We start from the raw sequence: 16,021 nt of genomic DNA on the forward strand, positions 1-16,021 counted from the left end.
CATCACATTGTCCGGTCTGACAATGCGCAATGACGAGTGCGTTACTGCCAGAGATGTCAGTATCATGCTGATACTCATGGACCACAATCGTATATCTTTCAGATCATTGATTGCCTTCTGAAGAAAATTGTTCTTTCTCATCGGGAATAACTGCCCTGTTATATTTTAGAATAATGACTTTATGTCCTGAAAATTAAATAAAGCATAAACAGGCTAAGTTATAAAACCATTTTTTTAATTATCTATTTTTTATTTTTAATGAATAATAAAGATAACAGGATTAATAAATAATAACCCTGTTATCACTGAGATAATTATTCTTTTATATCGCTGCGATCACGGAAAACCAGCAAACCACCGATAATCAGTGCTGCAAAGGCCACCCACAGCGCCGGTTCCAGTTTACCGGTAAAATACGCGGAGACAGAAGATACCAGCGGGCCGCCAAGCTGCCCGACCGCATACCAGGTAGTCAGCAATCCGGCCATATAGCGGCCGTGCTCCGGAGCCAGTTCGCGTCCGCACTGGAATGCCAGCTGTACCGCAGCCATCAGGCCGCCGCCAACCAGAAATGCACTGACCGCCAGGCCACTGATCCCAGGCATGACTTCCGCCGCCAGAATACCCGCTGCCTGTGCCCAGAGAGTGATTGCCAGCCGCAGCTGCGGCGTGAAAAAACGCCGCGCGGCAATCGCAGCAACGATACCGGCCACGGCGGCGATCCCGAATACCGGCCAGACAAACTGAGCAAACAGACTGCCGGGGAAACGCGCCGCCGCCATCTGTGATAAAAACGTGGCAGGCAGAATATAGCCGAATCCGGCCAGCGCATAGCTCCACAATAAACGGCGGATTTTTGGTGTCATCAGCGGTTTACTGTGCGGGGAATTGCTGCTGCTCAGCTCCCCCGGGCGCGGCAGATAGCGGCTGACATACAGACTGAATACCAGTGCCGCAGCACCATAGATCCACCAGCCCTGCGAGGCGGTCAGTGATAAGCCCTGAATGCCGATAGCTGCCAGTCCGCACAGCAGAATTCCGGTGCCGGTGCCGCCGTAAACCGCGACACTCAGTGCCGGACGGTTGAGTTTTGCCAGTGCGTCATTGGTCCAGGCGGCTGCTAACACCAGTGTCCAGCCGCTCGCCCAGCCGATAAAAAAGCGCGCGATACTGTGCAGCACCGCCCCGGAAATCACCGCTGACAGCAGTGTGATAATCACCGCGCCCCATAAACCGGTCCACAGCCGCAGCTCAATACCGCGTTTTGCCCGCATGGCATCAAAGGATCCGGCCAGATAGCCGAGGTAGTTCCAGGCAGCCACAATACCGGCGGTTGTCAGGTCAAGCTGGTGCTCGTCAATCATCAGCGGCACCTGTGGGGTAAAAGCAAAGCGCCCTATTCCCATGGCCACCACCAGCGCAAGAAAACCACTGACTGCAATATGAAGCGCCGTTGTCTGACGGGCGGAGTGAGATGTCGTCATATGAAATGCAATGTGTTAATAATTTGTAAATTCGTTATACCAAAAGAAGCCTTTAAAATGCAATAATGACTTCCGGAATCAGATCTGTTGCTCACGCTTTTGTGCCACATCATTCAACTTGTGCTGTAAGTCTGCCATAATGCCCTTCTCTTTATTATCCGTTTTATCTGCGCCCAGCAGGCGCCGGGAGTGAAACAGCATCATGGCTAATCCGACAGAAAGTTACACCTCTTCGTTAATCTCTTTACAGGAAGCACTGGATAAGCTGCTCGCGACCCCGGCCGCGATCACCGGTACTGAAACGATCGCGCTGACGGATGCCGCCGGGCGGATCACTGCCTCCCCTGTTATTTCGCCTATCAATGTACCGCCATTTGATAATTCCGCAATGGATGGTTACGGCCTGCGCCTGTCCGGTTGGGACGGAAAAACCCCGCTGCCGGTTGCCGGTCGCGCACTGGCGGGTGTGCCGTTTAAAGGTGAATTACCGGCCGGACAATGTGTCCGTATTATGACCGGCGCACCGATACCAGCGGGTGTGGATACCGTGGTAATGCAGGAAGAAGCGGAAGTGTCGGATGCCGGGATTACCTTTACCGCCGGAATTACCGCCGGGCAGAATATCCGCCGTGTTGGTGAGGATATTGCGCAGCACAGTGAAGTTTTACCGGCAGGCACCAAACTGGCCGCCGCCCAGCTGCCGCTGATTGCCTCCCTCGGTCTGGCAGAGCTGTCCGTGGTGCGCAAACTGAAAGTCGCGGTGTTCTCCACCGGTGATGAATTGCAGGCTGTCGGCCAGCCGCTGGGTGACGGACAGATTTATGATACCAACCGCTTTGCGGTTCGTCTGATGCTGGAAAAACTCGGCTGTGATGTGATTGATCTCGGCGTGATTCCGGATAATCCGGACATTCTGCGCACTACCTTTGAGAAAGCAGATGCACTGGCTGATCTGGTGATCAGCAGCGGCGGCGTGTCTGTCGGCGAAGCGGATTACACCAAACAGATTCTTGATGAGATCGGCAAAATTAATTTCTGGAAACTGGCGATTAAACCGGGCAAGCCGTTTGCTTTCGGTAAACTGAATAACGCCTGGTTCTGCGGTCTGCCGGGTAACCCGGTCTCCACCACCGTTACCTTTTATGAGCTGGTGCAGCCGCTGATCACCCGCCTGTCCGGTTTCAGCCAGTGGCAGCCGCCAATGCGGTTTAAAGCCGTCACCACCACGCCACTGAAAAAATCCGCCGGTCGTCTGGATTTCCAGCGCGGTATTGCCGGGGTGAATGAATCCGGTCAGATGGTGGTAAAAACCACCGGCGACCAGGGCTCGCATATTTTCAGTTCATTCAGCCTCGCCAACTGCTTTATTGTGCTGGAGCGTGAGCGCGGTGCGGTTGCCGCCGGTGAAACTGTTGAAATCGAGTTTTTTAACCATTTACTGAAGAATGACTGATGGCGACTGAACCCGGACATATTGAGCTCAGTGATGAGGAAGCACTGCGTTATAACCGGCAGATCGTACTGCGCGGCTTTGATTTTGATGGTCAGGAAGCGCTGAAAGCCGGGCGTGTGCTGATCACCGGCCTCGGCGGACTCGGGTGTGCGGCAGCGCAGTATCTGGCGGCAGCGGGTGTGGGGCATCTCACGCTGCTGGATTTTGATACGGTGTCGCTCTCCAATCTTCAGCGTCAGATCCTGCATACCGATGCCCGCATCGGGATGGCAAAAACTGAATCCGCCGCGATAGCACTGAAAACCGTTAATCCGCATTGCCGGACTGAAACTGTCACCAAACAACTGAATGATGATGAGCTTACCGCTCTGATTCAGTCTCATCATGTGGTGCTGGACTGCACCGATAATGTCGCCGTTCGCGAACAGCTGAACCGGGCGTGTCATCAGATGAAGATCCCGCTGGTGTCCGGTGCCGCTATCCGTATGGAAGGACAGATTTCTGTCTTTACCTGGCAGGAGGGGGAACCCTGTTACCGCTGCCTGAGCCGGTTATTCGGGGAAAACAGTCTGACTTGTGTGGAAGCGGGTGTGATGGCACCGCTGGTCGGCACCATCGGCACCCTGGAGGCGATGGAGTGTATCAAACTGCTCACCGGCTACGGGCAGGTGAGCAGCGGAAAAGTGGTGCTGTTTGATGCGATGCGCATGCAGTTCCGCACCATTAACCTTAAGCCTGATCCTCAGTGCGAGGTGTGCGGCTGTAACGGATAGTCTCCGGTTTATCCAGATGGATCTGTGTGACGGCAGGCTGTGTTTCTGCTATCACACGGCCGTCACGGACAGAGTAACGCACCGGCACCTGACGGCGGACAGCATCAAACCCGTTTTCCGCCGGCAGGATCAGCAGGCTGGCGCGTTTGCCTTCCGCCACGCCGTAATCCTGTAAGTTCAGGGTACGCGCACTGTATTCCGTAATCAGTTTCAGCCCGTCATTAATCTGACCATATCCCATCAGCTGACAGACATGCAGCCCCATATGCAGCACCTGGAGCATATTGGCGGTGCCCAGCGGATACCACGGGTCAAACACGTCATCATGACCGAAGCAGACATTAATATCCGCCGCCAGCATCTCTTTGACACGGGTGATACCGCGGCGCTTCGGATAAGTATCAAAACGCCCCTGTAAGTGAATATTCACCAGCGGGTTCGCCACAAAGTTAATGCCGGACATTTTCAGCAGACGGAACAGGCGGGAAGTGTAAGCGCCGTTATAAGAGTGCATCGCCGTGGTGTGGCTGGCGGTGACACGCGCGCCCATTCCCTCGCGGTGTGCCAGCGCGGCAACGGTTTCCACGAAACGGGACTGTTCATCATCGATTTCATCACAATGCACGTCGATCAGACGATCATATTTCTGAGCCAGCGCAAAGGTTTTGTGCAGGGATTCCACGCCGTATTCGCGGGTAAACTCAAAGTGCGGGATAGCCCCCGCCACATCCGCCCCCAGGCGCAGTGCTTCTTCCAGCAGTGCTTCACCGTCCGGATAGGACATGATCCCTTCCTGCGGGAACGCAACAATCTGTAAATCCACCCACGGCGCGACTTCCTGTTTCACTTCCAGCATCGCTTTCAGTGCGGTCAGGGTGGCATCGGAGACATCAACGTGGGTGCGGACATGCTGGATGCCGTTGGCAATCTGCCATTTCAGGGTCTGCCAGGCACGGGTTTTCACATCATCGTGCGTCAGCAGCGCTTTGCGTTCCGCCCAGCGTTCAATCCCTTCAAATAAGGTACCGGACTGGTTCCACGCCGGTTCCCCGGCAGTCTGGGTGGTATCGAGGTGAATATGCGGCTCGACGAACGGCGCGGTGACCAGGCCGCCTTCGGCGTCCAGGCTCTCCGGCAGTACTTCACCCTCCGGCTGCGGTACAATCGCGGTAATGCGCTGATTATCGATGTCGATACGCCACAGGCCAGCACGATCCGGCAGACGGGCATTAAAAATATGTTTTACGGTTTGATTAAGCACGGGTCATCTCCGGGTTGGTGGTACGACGACGGTTAAGTAACGGATTGAGGACAGCATAGCTTAACGCCCCGCCGAGAACTGCGTTCACCGGCACAATCCCCGGCAGCCAGTGCCCGGCAATCACACCTGCCGCCACGGCCAGCAGCGCGCTGACATTCACATCGCGCATTTTGCTGCGGTCAAACGTTTCATAACGGTGACGGTACATCAGGTAATCGGCAATAATAATGCCCCCGATTGGCGGGATAGCGGCGGATAAGAAGGTCAGCCAGCCGACAAAATTATTGTAGAGCCACAGAGCGCACAGTGTGCCGATAAGCCCGTTGACGATAGATAAGGTTTTGCTGGAAAGCCCGGTGATATTGGCAAACCCCAGACCGGATGCATAAAGCGCGTTATCATTGGTGGTCCAGATATTCAGACCGAGAACGATAATCGCCGGTAATAACAGCCCCTGAGCAATCATCACATCAGAGATATCCGCCATACCCAGCGATGCGGCTCCGGCGGCACCGAAGATAAACATCAGTGAGTTACCGAGGAAGAAGGCGATAATCGCCACCAGCACCGCAATTTTCGGTTTGCGGCCGAAGCGGACAAAATCGGCCGTCAGCGTACCGGCACTGACAAACGAACCGACCACCATGGCGAGCGCCAGATTAAAATCAATCGGCTGTGCCGGGATCACATCGCGCAATGCACTCATGCCGCCCATACCGGTTACCGCGAGGTAAACCGAGTAACTGCCGAGAATGGCAATCGCCGGAACCGCAATCACGGACAGTACGGTCAGCGCAGAGATACCGAAGAAAACGGTAATGGTCATCAGCACCCCGGAGATACCGATCAGCCAGTTGATATCCCAGCCCGTTGCTTTGCCGACCGGAATCGCAAACATGGCCACACCGACACCGAACCAGCCGACCTGTGTGCCGCCGAGTAAGAATGAAGGGAGCCAGGAGCCTTTAATACCGAAGGAGTAACGCGCGAGAAGATGGGTTGTTAAGCCGGTTTTGGAACCAATGAAACCAAGAAAAGCGGTGTAGACACCAAGAAGAAGATTACCGATAAGAACTGCGAGGAAGAAATCATTAAAACTGAGACCGGTACCGAGAGCACCTCCGGTCCACATACTGGCGGAAAAGAAGGTCAAACCCAGCATTACAAAGGTTAATGCCAGCCCGCCTTTCCGCGCGGATATGGGCACAGGCCCATGACTGTAATTTTTATCCCCGGACACAATTGCCTCCTGTTGCTTTTCTCAGGCCAAAAAAATCTGACGAATTCTATAGCCGCAAAAAACAAAAGCAAACGATTTCGTTCACACTTTAAGAGAATTAACGCATCATTAATATCCCGGTAAAAAAATATTCTGACCAAACGAACAGGACGAAAATACGGAGAAATCGTTCCGGATTACCGTACCCGTTATTGTCAGACGGAGAGGCCACACCTGTTATCATGATATGAACATGAAGTGATTAAAATACGCTTCCCCCTGCCCGGAAATACGAAAAATTACATACAAATCAAATCATTAATATTTTAATTATTTCCTACCGCAGTAAGTGATGATAAACATTGCATGCCTGCCGGGAAATAACACCCGACCTCAGAAAATAATATTCTTCTCCCGGGAGCTCTTTTATTTCCACGGATATTCCGCCGGGGATATTGTTATTTTTTATATTTTCTTTCTGACACGAGATTACTTTATCTTTATTTATCGGTTACCCGCCGTTTTACGGCGATGAAAAGCAACAGCCCGGGACTTATCCGCCCCCTCCCGCTTCAAAAATCCCCGGGTTATTCTCTTTATGCGGCCGGATAACGAATTACGTTATGTCACGTAATGTATTGCCGGTAACACCGGCTTATTACTTAAAACAGCTATCACAATGAATTTACTTAAAAATATACCAGTCTATGTTGTTTTCGGTATGCCTGATAATAAGCCGGAAAAGCACGACCGGTAAGGATGGTTTATCCTTATTATTATCCTGTTCAACTTCTGTTGCCAAATACAGATAACTCATATATTGTACGCCGCCTGCATTTACCCCAGCGTGTGGTGATGGCCCGTTTATCACTGACGTTTCAGTAAAGTGCGCACGATGCAGACGCAAGGTGCGAGGTTTATTGAAAATAAATGCAGACTGACCGTCATCCGCTGACGGCCGGAGATATATATTGTGCCCGGATGCGATATCCGCGGCATGTTTCAGGCTATTGGGAAGGGCTGTAAAAATGCAACAGAATACTGTGCAGATGAAACGCGTCTTAAATACCCCCGCGTTGGTTTTCTTCGGGCTCGCCTATATGGTGCCCCTTGGTATCTTCACAACTTACGGACAGGTTACCGTCCTCAGTGAAGGTCATTTACCGGTTGCTTATATTATTACTCTGACAGCCGTCCTGTTTACCGCACTCAGCTATTGTAAAATGACCAGCACACTGCCGCTGGCCGGCTCTGCGTATTCCTATGTCCAGAAAATCTTCGGCGGGAATACCGGATTTCTGGTCGGCTGGGCGCAATTGCTGGATTATCTGTTTCTGCCGATTATCAACTATATCGCCATCGGTATTTTTGTGCATGAAGCCCTGCCGTCGGTGCCGATGGAGCTGATAATCGTCTCCACTATTGTGATTGTCTCTGTGCTGAATATTCTCGGGATCAAACTGGTCACCTCGATGAATATGCTGATCATTGTGATGCAGCTGATATTTATCGCGCTGTTCCTGTATCTCAGCTTCAGTTCTGCGTTCACACTGGATAAAGAGGCGCTGCTCGCCCCGCTGACGGTGATGTCTGATCAGGTGTCCGGGCTGTTTGCCGGTGCGGCGGTTCTGTGTCTCGCGTTCCTCGGGTTTGATGCCATCTCCACCATGGCGGAAGAGACCAAAGACGCCAAACGGGCGCTGCCGAAAGCAATCCTCTATACCGTGTTTATTGCCGGGACATTATTTATCATTATCTCTTACGCCGCACACCTGAGCTATCCGGCGTGGCGTGATTTCCTGCCGAACACCGATATCGCCAGTATTCAGGTGATGGAAAAAGTCGGCGGTGCACTGATGGCATCCTCCTTTATTACCGCCTATGTGATCGGCGTGTTTGCCTCCGCGATGACATCCCAGGCCAGTATTGTGCGGATTTTTTATGCCATGGGCCGTGAAGGAGTGCTGCCGCGCTCTGTGTTTGCCCGTCTGCATGCCAGATTCAACACTCCGGTACTGTCGATCCTGTTTGTCGCCCTCGCCTCACTGATGGCGCTGGTGCTCTCCCTGAGCCTGGTGGCGTCCATGATAAGCTTCGGCGCACTGATTGCGTTTACCTTTGTAAATCTGTGTGTTATCAAACACTTTATTATTGACCGGAAAGAACCGCTGACGGCTGCCGTGATCCTGCGCTGTCTGGTGGTACCGGCGATCGGGGTGCTGCTGACCCTGTGGCTGTGGACCAGCCTGGATGCGCAGGCACTGACTGTCGGTCTGATCTGGCTGGGGATCGGTGTGGTATACCTCGGTGTGATCACCCGCTTCTTTACCCGCCGTCCGCCGTCAATCACGGAAGAAGAAACTCACTTAATTATCAATTAACTCTGTTGATGAGGATTGGAGAGCATAATGAAAATGACTGCCGCTGATATTATTTATCACAACGGTTATATCTATACTGCGGATGCGGAAAACCGCGTCGCCGGGGCCATCGCCATTGCTGACGGCCGTATTCTTGCCTGTGGTGATAATGATGACATGGCAGCATTCCGTGGTGAGCATACACAGTTTATCGATCTCGACGGCAAAATGATGATGCCGGGGATTATTGATGGTCATATGCACCCGTTCTGGGGCGGTATTCAGCTGTTCGGCTGCCATCTGAATTATGAATCCCTGACCATTGATGAGATCCTCGCCCGTGTACAGGCGCATCTGGATAATGATCCGCGCACCGGCGAAAACGACTGGCTGAAAGTGACCGCCTGGCTGCGTCAGGGCATGTTACCGGCCGGTATTGATATGTACCGCGAAGATATGGACAAGCTCAATACCCGCCGCCCTGTCGTGCTGTTCTCCAATGACTGCCATACCCTGCTTGCCAACAGCCGTGCGCTGGAGCTGTTCGGCATCACCAGAGAAACCCCGGCACCGAGTGACGGTAAAATCGGCAAACACGCCAATGGTGAACTGAACGGAATTCTTGAGGATGCCCCAGCGATGCGTGCGGCAGACAGTATTCCCTCCATTCAGGCTGACCGCGCGGTGGATGTCGCCCGTCTGGTGCAGAAAGTCCTCAACGAACAGGGCGTCACCATGGTCATGGATGCCCGTGTGGCGGAATTACAGCTGGATGCGTTCCGTGCATTACAGGAGCAGGGTGAACTGACACTGCGTGTGCAGGCTGCCCGTGAAATCACGCCGGATGATGCGCCGGATGTGGCATCCGTGCCGCAGGCCGTGCAAAACGCCGTTGCCTTTGCGGAGCGCTATCATCAGCCTGAATGGGGCCCGGAACCGGGCATCGCGGTAAAAAACATTAAAATGTTTGTTGATGGTGTGCTTCAGTTCCCGACCATGACCGCCTCCCTGCTGAAACCGTACCGCATCAATCACGGCACCCCGGCACAACCGGACTGGCGTGAGACAGAAAATTACGGTGATCTCTATTTCACTTCAGAGGTGATCGATGCCCTGCTCGAACGTATCGCAGCTGCCGGGTACGATCCGCATCTGCATACTGTCGGTGAAGGTGCGGTTGATATGGTGCTCAACGGCATCGAAAAAATGCGGGCTGCACATCCGGGCAAAGATATCCGTCCGGGACTGGCTCACAATGAGCTGGTGGATGCCAAAGATTACGCACGTTTCGCCAGACTCGGCACCATTGCCTGCCTCTCCTTCCAGTGGGCGGCACCGACTGCGGAACTGGCGGAATTCACCCGCAATATGATCGGTGAAACCCGTTTTCAGCAGCTGGAGCCTATCGGTAAGTTTATTGATGCCGGTGCGGTCGTTGCGTTCGGCAGTGACTGGCCGATTGATGATTTTGATGAATGGTATGACCTGAAAGTGGCTGCCACCCGCCGTGGTCATCCGGTCAACGGCCAGCCGGCACCGCGTCTGGACACCGACCGTGACCTGACTGTCACGGAAGTGCTGCGTGCCGCCACGATTGATTCGGCTTATGCCCAGCACCGGGAAGATATTCTCGGCTCCCTGGAGCCGGGTAAACTGGCAGATATGATCGTGCTGGATCGCAATGTATTTCAGATCCCTGCGGATGATATTGCCAATGTGAAAGTGCTGCGCACCATTGTCGGCGGTAAAACCGTTCATCTGACCAACTGACGGTAATCCGCTGTCTGATAAACCAAAACCTCATCCTCCGATGAGGTTTTTTTATCTCAGTGCTTAATCGCCAGTGTGTGGATCACCGGCTGATAACCTTCACGCTCATATAAACGTATGGCACCGGTATTTTCCGGCAGCACCGACAACTCCAGATGCGTATGGCCCTGTGCCTTTGACCAGGTTTTAACAGAATCCAGTAATTTTTTACCGGTGCCCTGTCCGCGTACCGCCGGATCAACCACAATATCAAAGATATAACCGAAACGACGCGGCACCACACAGGTATAAGGTGAGGTATCCTGCGTCTGCGCAAAGGCGAACCCGGCAATATGCCCTTCCGTTTCCGCCACCAGCAGACAGAATTTTTCATCCGTCACGGCGTTTTCGATAAATCCGCGATCCTGCTCCGCCGGACGCCAGCGGTCGGGCTGATATTCCGCCATCAGAACAAATAACTGCTGATAAAGCTCAGCAATGCGATCAATGTCATTCAGTGTTGCGGGGCGGATTATCATGGTGTTCTCCGGTTAATCGTAGGTTTTGACCGCCGGCGCCTCATAATCACGGAAACGGCGGATAAGCGCGTTACCGTCAGTTTCGACTATCGCCATATGGCGGTATTTTTCCTGCATAAACTGCTCATCGGCCATTTTGCTGATCAGCGACAGCAGCGGGTCATAATAATTATTGATATTCATCAGCCCGACCGGCTTCTGATGCAACCCGATCTGGCTCCAGGTGAAAACCTCGGCAAACTCTTCCAGGGTACCGAAGCCGCCCGGCAGTGCGACAAAGCCGTCCGCCAGTTCAATCATTTTACTTTTGCGTTCATGCATGGTGCTGACGCGGTGAAGCTCAGTCAGGTTTTTATGGGCAATCTCCCGCCCTTCCAGCAATGCCGGGATCACGCCGATGGCCTTCCCGCCTTCGCGGAGTACGGTATCCGCCACCGTCCCCATGATCCCCACACTGGCACCACCGTAAACCAGGGTAATTCCCTGCTCAACCAGAATCCGGGCAAATTTCACGGCCTCAAGGCGGTAAATCTCTGATGCACCTGCAGCTGATCCGCAATAGACTGTTATTCGTTTAATATCCCGCATATCTGCCCTGTCCTTATCGTGATGAAATGAAAATCCGGCAGTCAGTATACGCAAGCGGTCTGAAGATAGCACTCGTCAGATTTTGCTATATTACCCGGCAATCTCTGTCCGGGGATTAATATCCTCTTAAATCAGTAATTGCTATCCGTCAGCAGCCCCGCTAAGATTGCAGGACGAGTTCTGCCTTTTGCATGCAATTCAACATAACTAATTGTCTCACCGCATTTTTATTGCTCCCGAGGTTCTTCATGTCCGCGTCTCCCCGCCAGCAAAATGGTTCTCCGTGGTTACCGATCGGCTTATTGCTGTTGTCGATGATCTCTATTCAGAGCGGTGCCTCACTGGCGAAAACCCTGTTCCCGGTTATTGGTGCCCCGGGTGTGACCGCCCTGCGATTACTGCTGGGTACAGCGATTCTGCTGGTGATTTTTAAACCCTGGCGGCTGCGTTTTACCCGTGAGTCTTTGCTGCCGATACTGGGATACGGCCTCTCGCTCGGAGCGATGAACTATCTGTTCTATCTGGCGCTGTCCACCATTCCGCTCGGGATTGCAGTCGCCCTGGAGTTTACCGGGCCGCTGGCGGTTGCTATGTTCGGGGCACGGAAAATAACGGATTATCTCTGGATTATTCTGGTGATCGCCGGTCTGGCCTTCCTGCTGCCGCTCGGTGAGCAGATCGGACAGATTAACCAGCTGGATCCCATGGGGATGTTATATGCCCTGGGTGCCGGGGCGGGCTGGGCACTCTATATTATCTTCGGCCAGCGGGCCGGACGCTTTTACGGCGCAGCCACGGTTTCCGTCGGCTCACTTATCGCCGCACTGATTTTTTTCCCGGTAGGGGCTTATCACAGTGATCTCAGTGTGATGTTCAGCTGGGCGGTACTGCCGGTCGGGGTGGCAGTGGCTATCTTATCAACGGCCTTCCCGTACTCGCTGGAGATGGTGGCACTGACCCGCCTGCCGACACGGACATTCGGCATACTGATGAGTCTTGAACCGGTGATTGGCGCAATGGTGGGTATTATCTTCCTGAGCGAGCATCTGTTATTCACACAATGGCTGGCGCTGAGCTGCATCGTCATCGCCTCCATGGGCGCGGCACTGACCATCAAACCAAAGTCAAAAATCAAAGCTGTTGAGTAATCACCCGCCATACTGAAACCGGCCTCGTGCCGGTTTACCTATCGATTCTATAGATTTAATCGAATTTAACTATCATCTGCGCTGCCCTATAGTAACCCCATCGAAACAAAGATGTTTAACGGAATAAATAAGGGGAACAATAATGAGCACCGCGAAATTAGTGAAAACCACAGCTTCTCACTTAGTGTACACCCGTAACGATGTCACTGATGATATTAAGCAGGAAACCATTGATGAACTGAATCATCAGGTTCTGCAGTTTATCGACCTGTCGCTGATGACCAAACAGGCGCACTGGAATCTGCGCGGCCGTAATTTCATTGCTGTACATGAAATGCTGGACGGCTTCCGTGACAGCCTGAACAGCCACCTGGATACCTTTGCCGAACGCGCTGTTCAGCTCGGCGGTGTGGCACTCGGTACTTCACAGGCTGTCAGTAAAGCCTCTGCTTTACCGGCTTATCCGACCGATATCCACACCGTGCAGGATCACCTGAAAGCACTGGCCGACCGTTATGCCATCGTCGCCAATGATATCCGCCGTGCCGTCAGCCGCGTTGAGGATGAGAATACCGCAGATATGTTTACTGCCGCCTCCCGCGACCTCGACCAGTATCTGTGGTTCATTGAAGCCAATATCGAATAATCGTCAGAAATACGGCACCGCAGCCGGCGGGTTACGGTGCTGAAATAAACATCTCATGTGTGAGTATGTGTCGCAGACAATAAAAACAGTAAGACCTAGTGAGTCAATCCTACCCTTTATACCGCCTCCGGGCGGTTTTTTTTTGCCTGCTGATTTCGTTCAAAGCGAAGAGATTTTTCTGTTATACAGAAAAACCATCCCGTTGGTTTTCCTGATAACGAGTCCGTTATCATAATGCCTGCCTTTTTCAAAAAAACACAATTAATTGATTTTATTTAAAAATTATCACAATGGTATGTTTTGATATTTTGGATTGTGGAATTTTCACCATCAGAAGCCGTGTAAAAACACGGTTTTTTTGGAAAATCTAAAACCCAAAAGGAAATTTACGATGAGTGGCGGAGACGGTAATGGTTATAACAGCGGAGCTCATGATACCGGTGGTAATATCAACGGCGGACCGACCGGTATCGGTGGTAACGGCAGTTCAACAAGTGGTGGCGCAGGTTCCGGCAGTGGTTGGGGAACAACACAACTACCGGACGGAAGAAATATTCATCATTATGACCCGGATAAATTTGGTAGTCGCCGTGATAGCAATAGTGCCAATAATGGCTATACAGATTTGAATACCCCCCCCCTGAATCTCTGAATTATATTGATATACCGGGAGCACCGAAAACAGTCTATGTTTCCGCAGATACTATCGGATTAACGTTCAGCTCTGCTCTGTCGGCATATTACGCCTCACTAAATGAGGCTCAGCTTGCTGCATTAAAAGCATTCTTAACGACTTCCGCAGTTATTGCAGGCCGGATTCTGGGAATTCCGGGATTATTCTATCCCTCTCAGATAGCACCTGACCCGAAAGTGAATATTTACGTTAAAGACTTCGATATTGATAATCCCTACAATGCTGTCATGCTACCTGCCGGAGTGGTAACTTCTGTTCCGCCGGAAGATATCCCCGAAAAGACAAATGTTCCGGCCAGCGTGATTGCACAGGCAGTGATTGATGAGCTGACTGAAACCCGGCCTGTCGCCATCACAGCGATAAACCCCACTCAGGTACCGGTTGTTAAAGCACAAAAGACAAACAAGCCGAATGTATACACCGCTCAGGTGATACCCGGCATGAAACCAATACGAATCAGTGTGAATGATACCGGGCCGGTAAAACCAAACACAGCTCCACGGAGACTGAATACCACACCGGAGATAAAACAATACCTGCCGGCGCCGGAAAAAAAAGAAAACGTTTCACATCATGCAATTATCGACTTTGGTGATGACCATGCTCCGGTTTATATTTCTGTAACAAAACAGGTAAAACCGGAAGAAGCGAAAAAACAGGCTGAACAGGCTAAAAAAGAACGTGCGGCTTTGTATCCGTTGGAAGCTGCACAGGAGCAACTGGATGTTGCGAACAGCGATCTGGCAAAAACTGCTTCTGACCTGAAAACAGCGCAGAAAAATTATGATGCGGTAAAAAATACGGATGTAAGCAAACTAAGAAATGAACTGACAAAAGCTCAAAAAGGGTTTGCGTATTTTGAAGCCAGTAATGCCACCAACGAAGCTGGTGCATATAAAGCACAGATGGGGTACATCGAAGACACTATCCAAAAATACACTCAGGCAAAAGATGCACTGGCAATAGCTGTTGAAAACAGAAAAAATACGGAAGGCAGGAAAAAAGCTGCCGAGGATAAGGTTAAAGAAGAGAAAGACAAAAAAGGAAAAACGCCTGAACTCAAATTTGATGAAAAAATTAAAGATCAGATGAATGGCCGGGGCTGGACCGAACAAGATGCCAAAGATACGGTAGCAAAAGGTCCGAAAGGGAAATCTTTTGATAAACGTAGTCCGAAAAAAACACCGCCTGATCACCTTGGGCGTAATGATACGGCTACTGTATACGGTAAACAAGGTGAATATGTTGTAGTTAACGATCGCACAGGGGAAGTAGTTCAGGTCAGTGATAAGACAGATCCTCAATGGATCGATGACTCACGAATTCAATGGGAGGGGAAATAATGGAAAAAAAATTATTTGATCACGGTGTACTATATAACAAAGGTGAGGATTTCTTTAAATTAAAAGGGAATGCTTCAATGAAATTATCACCAAAAGCAGCAATTGAGGTTTGCCAGGAAGCTGCTAAACGAAATTTATGGATTTCAGGTATAGATGGAGGCCACTGGTTTAATCCCGGTTTCAGACCTGATGGTGATGTATCGTGGACATATAATAAACCCAATGACTATAAATCAAAGCTTACTGAAAATAATAAGCTGGCAATTGAGAATATCAAAGATGATGAAGCAGCTGGGTATACCGCATTCCTGGTGACAATAAGTGACCTGAAATAACCTCGATCATCAGAGATGAAATGAATATGCCCCCCGTTACTTATGCATGAGCAGCGGGGGACGTGCACAATAACTGAGAGTGTGTGTTCGTCATATTATTATTCACAGAGGAGAATCAACATGGAACTGAAAAACAATATCAGTAATTATATGCAAAATAACTTTTTGAATTTGTTACAAGTGATTTGTAACGCGGAAGATCCCGGAGATGATACCATGTCAACAAATCAGTAAGATTGATACCTGCTTTACCGTATTTTGTATAAACAATTCCAATGAATCTATACCTTCATATTATCAATAATTCCCACCTTACTCCGTAATAAACAAAACCAAGAAAACATACGTATTTCAAAAATAAAAAAAAACGCATAAAATTAAATGAAATAAAGGAAATACGTTAATACGTAATCATGGCAGGTTATTATC

General features: G+C 51.0%; 15 protein-coding genes. 9 read left to right on the forward strand and 6 right to left on the reverse strand.

Annotated elements, in window-relative coordinates; translation table 11 throughout:
- Positions 1 to 314 precede the first annotated feature (314 nt).
- A complete protein-coding gene (locus ACSBQN_RS10755) occupies positions 315 to 1,484 on the reverse strand; it encodes a YbfB/YjiJ family MFS transporter (RefSeq protein ID WP_024474106.1) in 1,170 nt (389 codons plus the stop codon).
- 78 nt (positions 1,485 to 1,562) lie between these two features.
- Positions 1,563 to 1,688 carry a hypothetical protein gene (locus ACSBQN_RS10760; RefSeq protein ID WP_004241683.1) on the reverse strand — a complete coding sequence of 42 codons (126 nt, stop codon included), beginning with the start codon at positions 1,686 to 1,688 and terminating at the stop codon, positions 1,563 to 1,565.
- Here ACSBQN_RS10760 and moeA point away from each other — a divergent pair.
- Both moeA and moeB read left to right on the forward strand, forming a co-directional pair.
- Complete coding sequence (gene moeA, locus ACSBQN_RS10765; RefSeq protein WP_337137339.1) at positions 1,687 to 2,937, forward strand: molybdopterin molybdotransferase MoeA; 1,251 nt, start codon at positions 1,687 to 1,689, stop codon at positions 2,935 to 2,937. The genes ACSBQN_RS10760 and moeA overlap by 2 nt on opposite strands.
- Positions 2,937 to 3,710 (forward strand): molybdopterin-synthase adenylyltransferase MoeB, encoded by a 774-nt coding sequence (moeB, locus tag ACSBQN_RS10770; protein ID WP_036407366.1) that lies wholly within the window; start codon positions 2,937 to 2,939, stop codon positions 3,708 to 3,710. The genes moeA and moeB overlap by 1 nt, the downstream gene beginning before the upstream one ends.
- Here moeB and codA read toward each other — a convergent pair.
- The gene (gene codA, locus ACSBQN_RS10775; protein WP_024474109.1) at positions 3,667 to 4,971 is read right to left on the reverse strand and encodes a cytosine/isoguanine deaminase; all 1,305 of its coding nucleotides are present in this window, start codon (positions 4,969 to 4,971) and stop codon (positions 3,667 to 3,669) included. The genes moeB and codA overlap by 44 nt on opposite strands.
- A complete protein-coding gene (gene codB / locus ACSBQN_RS10780) occupies positions 4,964 to 6,211 on the reverse strand; it encodes a cytosine permease (protein WP_004241678.1) in 1,248 nt (415 codons plus the stop codon). The genes codA and codB overlap by 8 nt, the downstream gene beginning before the upstream one ends.
- A 1,007-nt stretch (positions 6,212 to 7,218) precedes the next feature.
- Here codB and ACSBQN_RS10785 point away from each other — a divergent pair.
- Positions 7,219 to 8,571 carry an APC family permease gene (locus ACSBQN_RS10785; RefSeq protein ID WP_036407368.1) on the forward strand — a complete coding sequence of 451 codons (1,353 nt, stop codon included), beginning with the start codon at positions 7,219 to 7,221 and terminating at the stop codon, positions 8,569 to 8,571.
- 27 nt (positions 8,572 to 8,598) lie between these two features.
- Positions 8,599 to 10,320 carry an amidohydrolase gene (locus tag ACSBQN_RS10790; RefSeq protein WP_024474111.1) on the forward strand — a complete coding sequence of 574 codons (1,722 nt, stop codon included), beginning with the start codon at positions 8,599 to 8,601 and terminating at the stop codon, positions 10,318 to 10,320.
- Between the two features lie 56 nt (positions 10,321 to 10,376).
- On the opposite strand, the gene ACSBQN_RS10795 is transcribed toward ACSBQN_RS10790, so the two are convergent.
- A complete protein-coding gene (locus ACSBQN_RS10795; RefSeq protein WP_354632873.1) occupies positions 10,377 to 10,838 on the reverse strand; it encodes a GNAT family N-acetyltransferase in 462 nt (153 codons plus the stop codon).
- A gap of 12 nt (positions 10,839 to 10,850) precedes the next feature.
- The gene (locus tag ACSBQN_RS10800) at positions 10,851 to 11,426 is read right to left on the reverse strand and encodes a TIGR00730 family Rossman fold protein (RefSeq protein ID WP_152696095.1); all 576 of its coding nucleotides are present in this window, start codon (positions 11,424 to 11,426) and stop codon (positions 10,851 to 10,853) included.
- Between the two features lie 248 nt (positions 11,427 to 11,674).
- Between ACSBQN_RS10800 and rhtA the strand changes: the two genes are divergently transcribed.
- The 5 genes from rhtA (at position 11,675) to ACSBQN_RS10825 (ending at position 15,592) form a co-directional block, all read left to right on the forward strand.
- Positions 11,675 to 12,574 (forward strand): threonine/homoserine exporter RhtA, encoded by a 900-nt coding sequence (gene rhtA / locus ACSBQN_RS10805; RefSeq protein WP_337137338.1) that lies wholly within the window; start codon positions 11,675 to 11,677, stop codon positions 12,572 to 12,574.
- 142 nt (positions 12,575 to 12,716) lie between these two features.
- Positions 12,717 to 13,220, forward strand: coding sequence for a DNA starvation/stationary phase protection protein Dps (gene dps, locus ACSBQN_RS10810; RefSeq protein WP_004235719.1), 504 nt, complete (start codon positions 12,717 to 12,719; stop codon positions 13,218 to 13,220).
- Positions 13,221 to 13,611: 391 nt separating this feature from the next.
- A complete protein-coding gene (locus ACSBQN_RS10815) occupies positions 13,612 to 13,872 on the forward strand; it encodes a hypothetical protein (RefSeq protein WP_354632874.1) in 261 nt (86 codons plus the stop codon).
- Between the two features lie 77 nt (positions 13,873 to 13,949).
- Complete coding sequence (locus ACSBQN_RS10820; RefSeq protein WP_354633312.1) at positions 13,950 to 15,257, forward strand: colicin E5-related ribonuclease; 1,308 nt, start codon at positions 13,950 to 13,952, stop codon at positions 15,255 to 15,257.
- The gene (locus tag ACSBQN_RS10825; protein ID WP_236595569.1) at positions 15,257 to 15,592 is read left to right on the forward strand and encodes a colicin transporter; all 336 of its coding nucleotides are present in this window, start codon (positions 15,257 to 15,259) and stop codon (positions 15,590 to 15,592) included. The genes ACSBQN_RS10820 and ACSBQN_RS10825 overlap by 1 nt, the downstream gene beginning before the upstream one ends.
- Positions 15,593 to 16,021: the final 429 nt, after the last annotated feature.

Source organism: Morganella sp. B601 (genome assembly GCF_051172335.1).
GTDB lineage: Bacteria > Pseudomonadota > Gammaproteobacteria > Enterobacterales > Enterobacteriaceae > Morganella > Morganella morganii.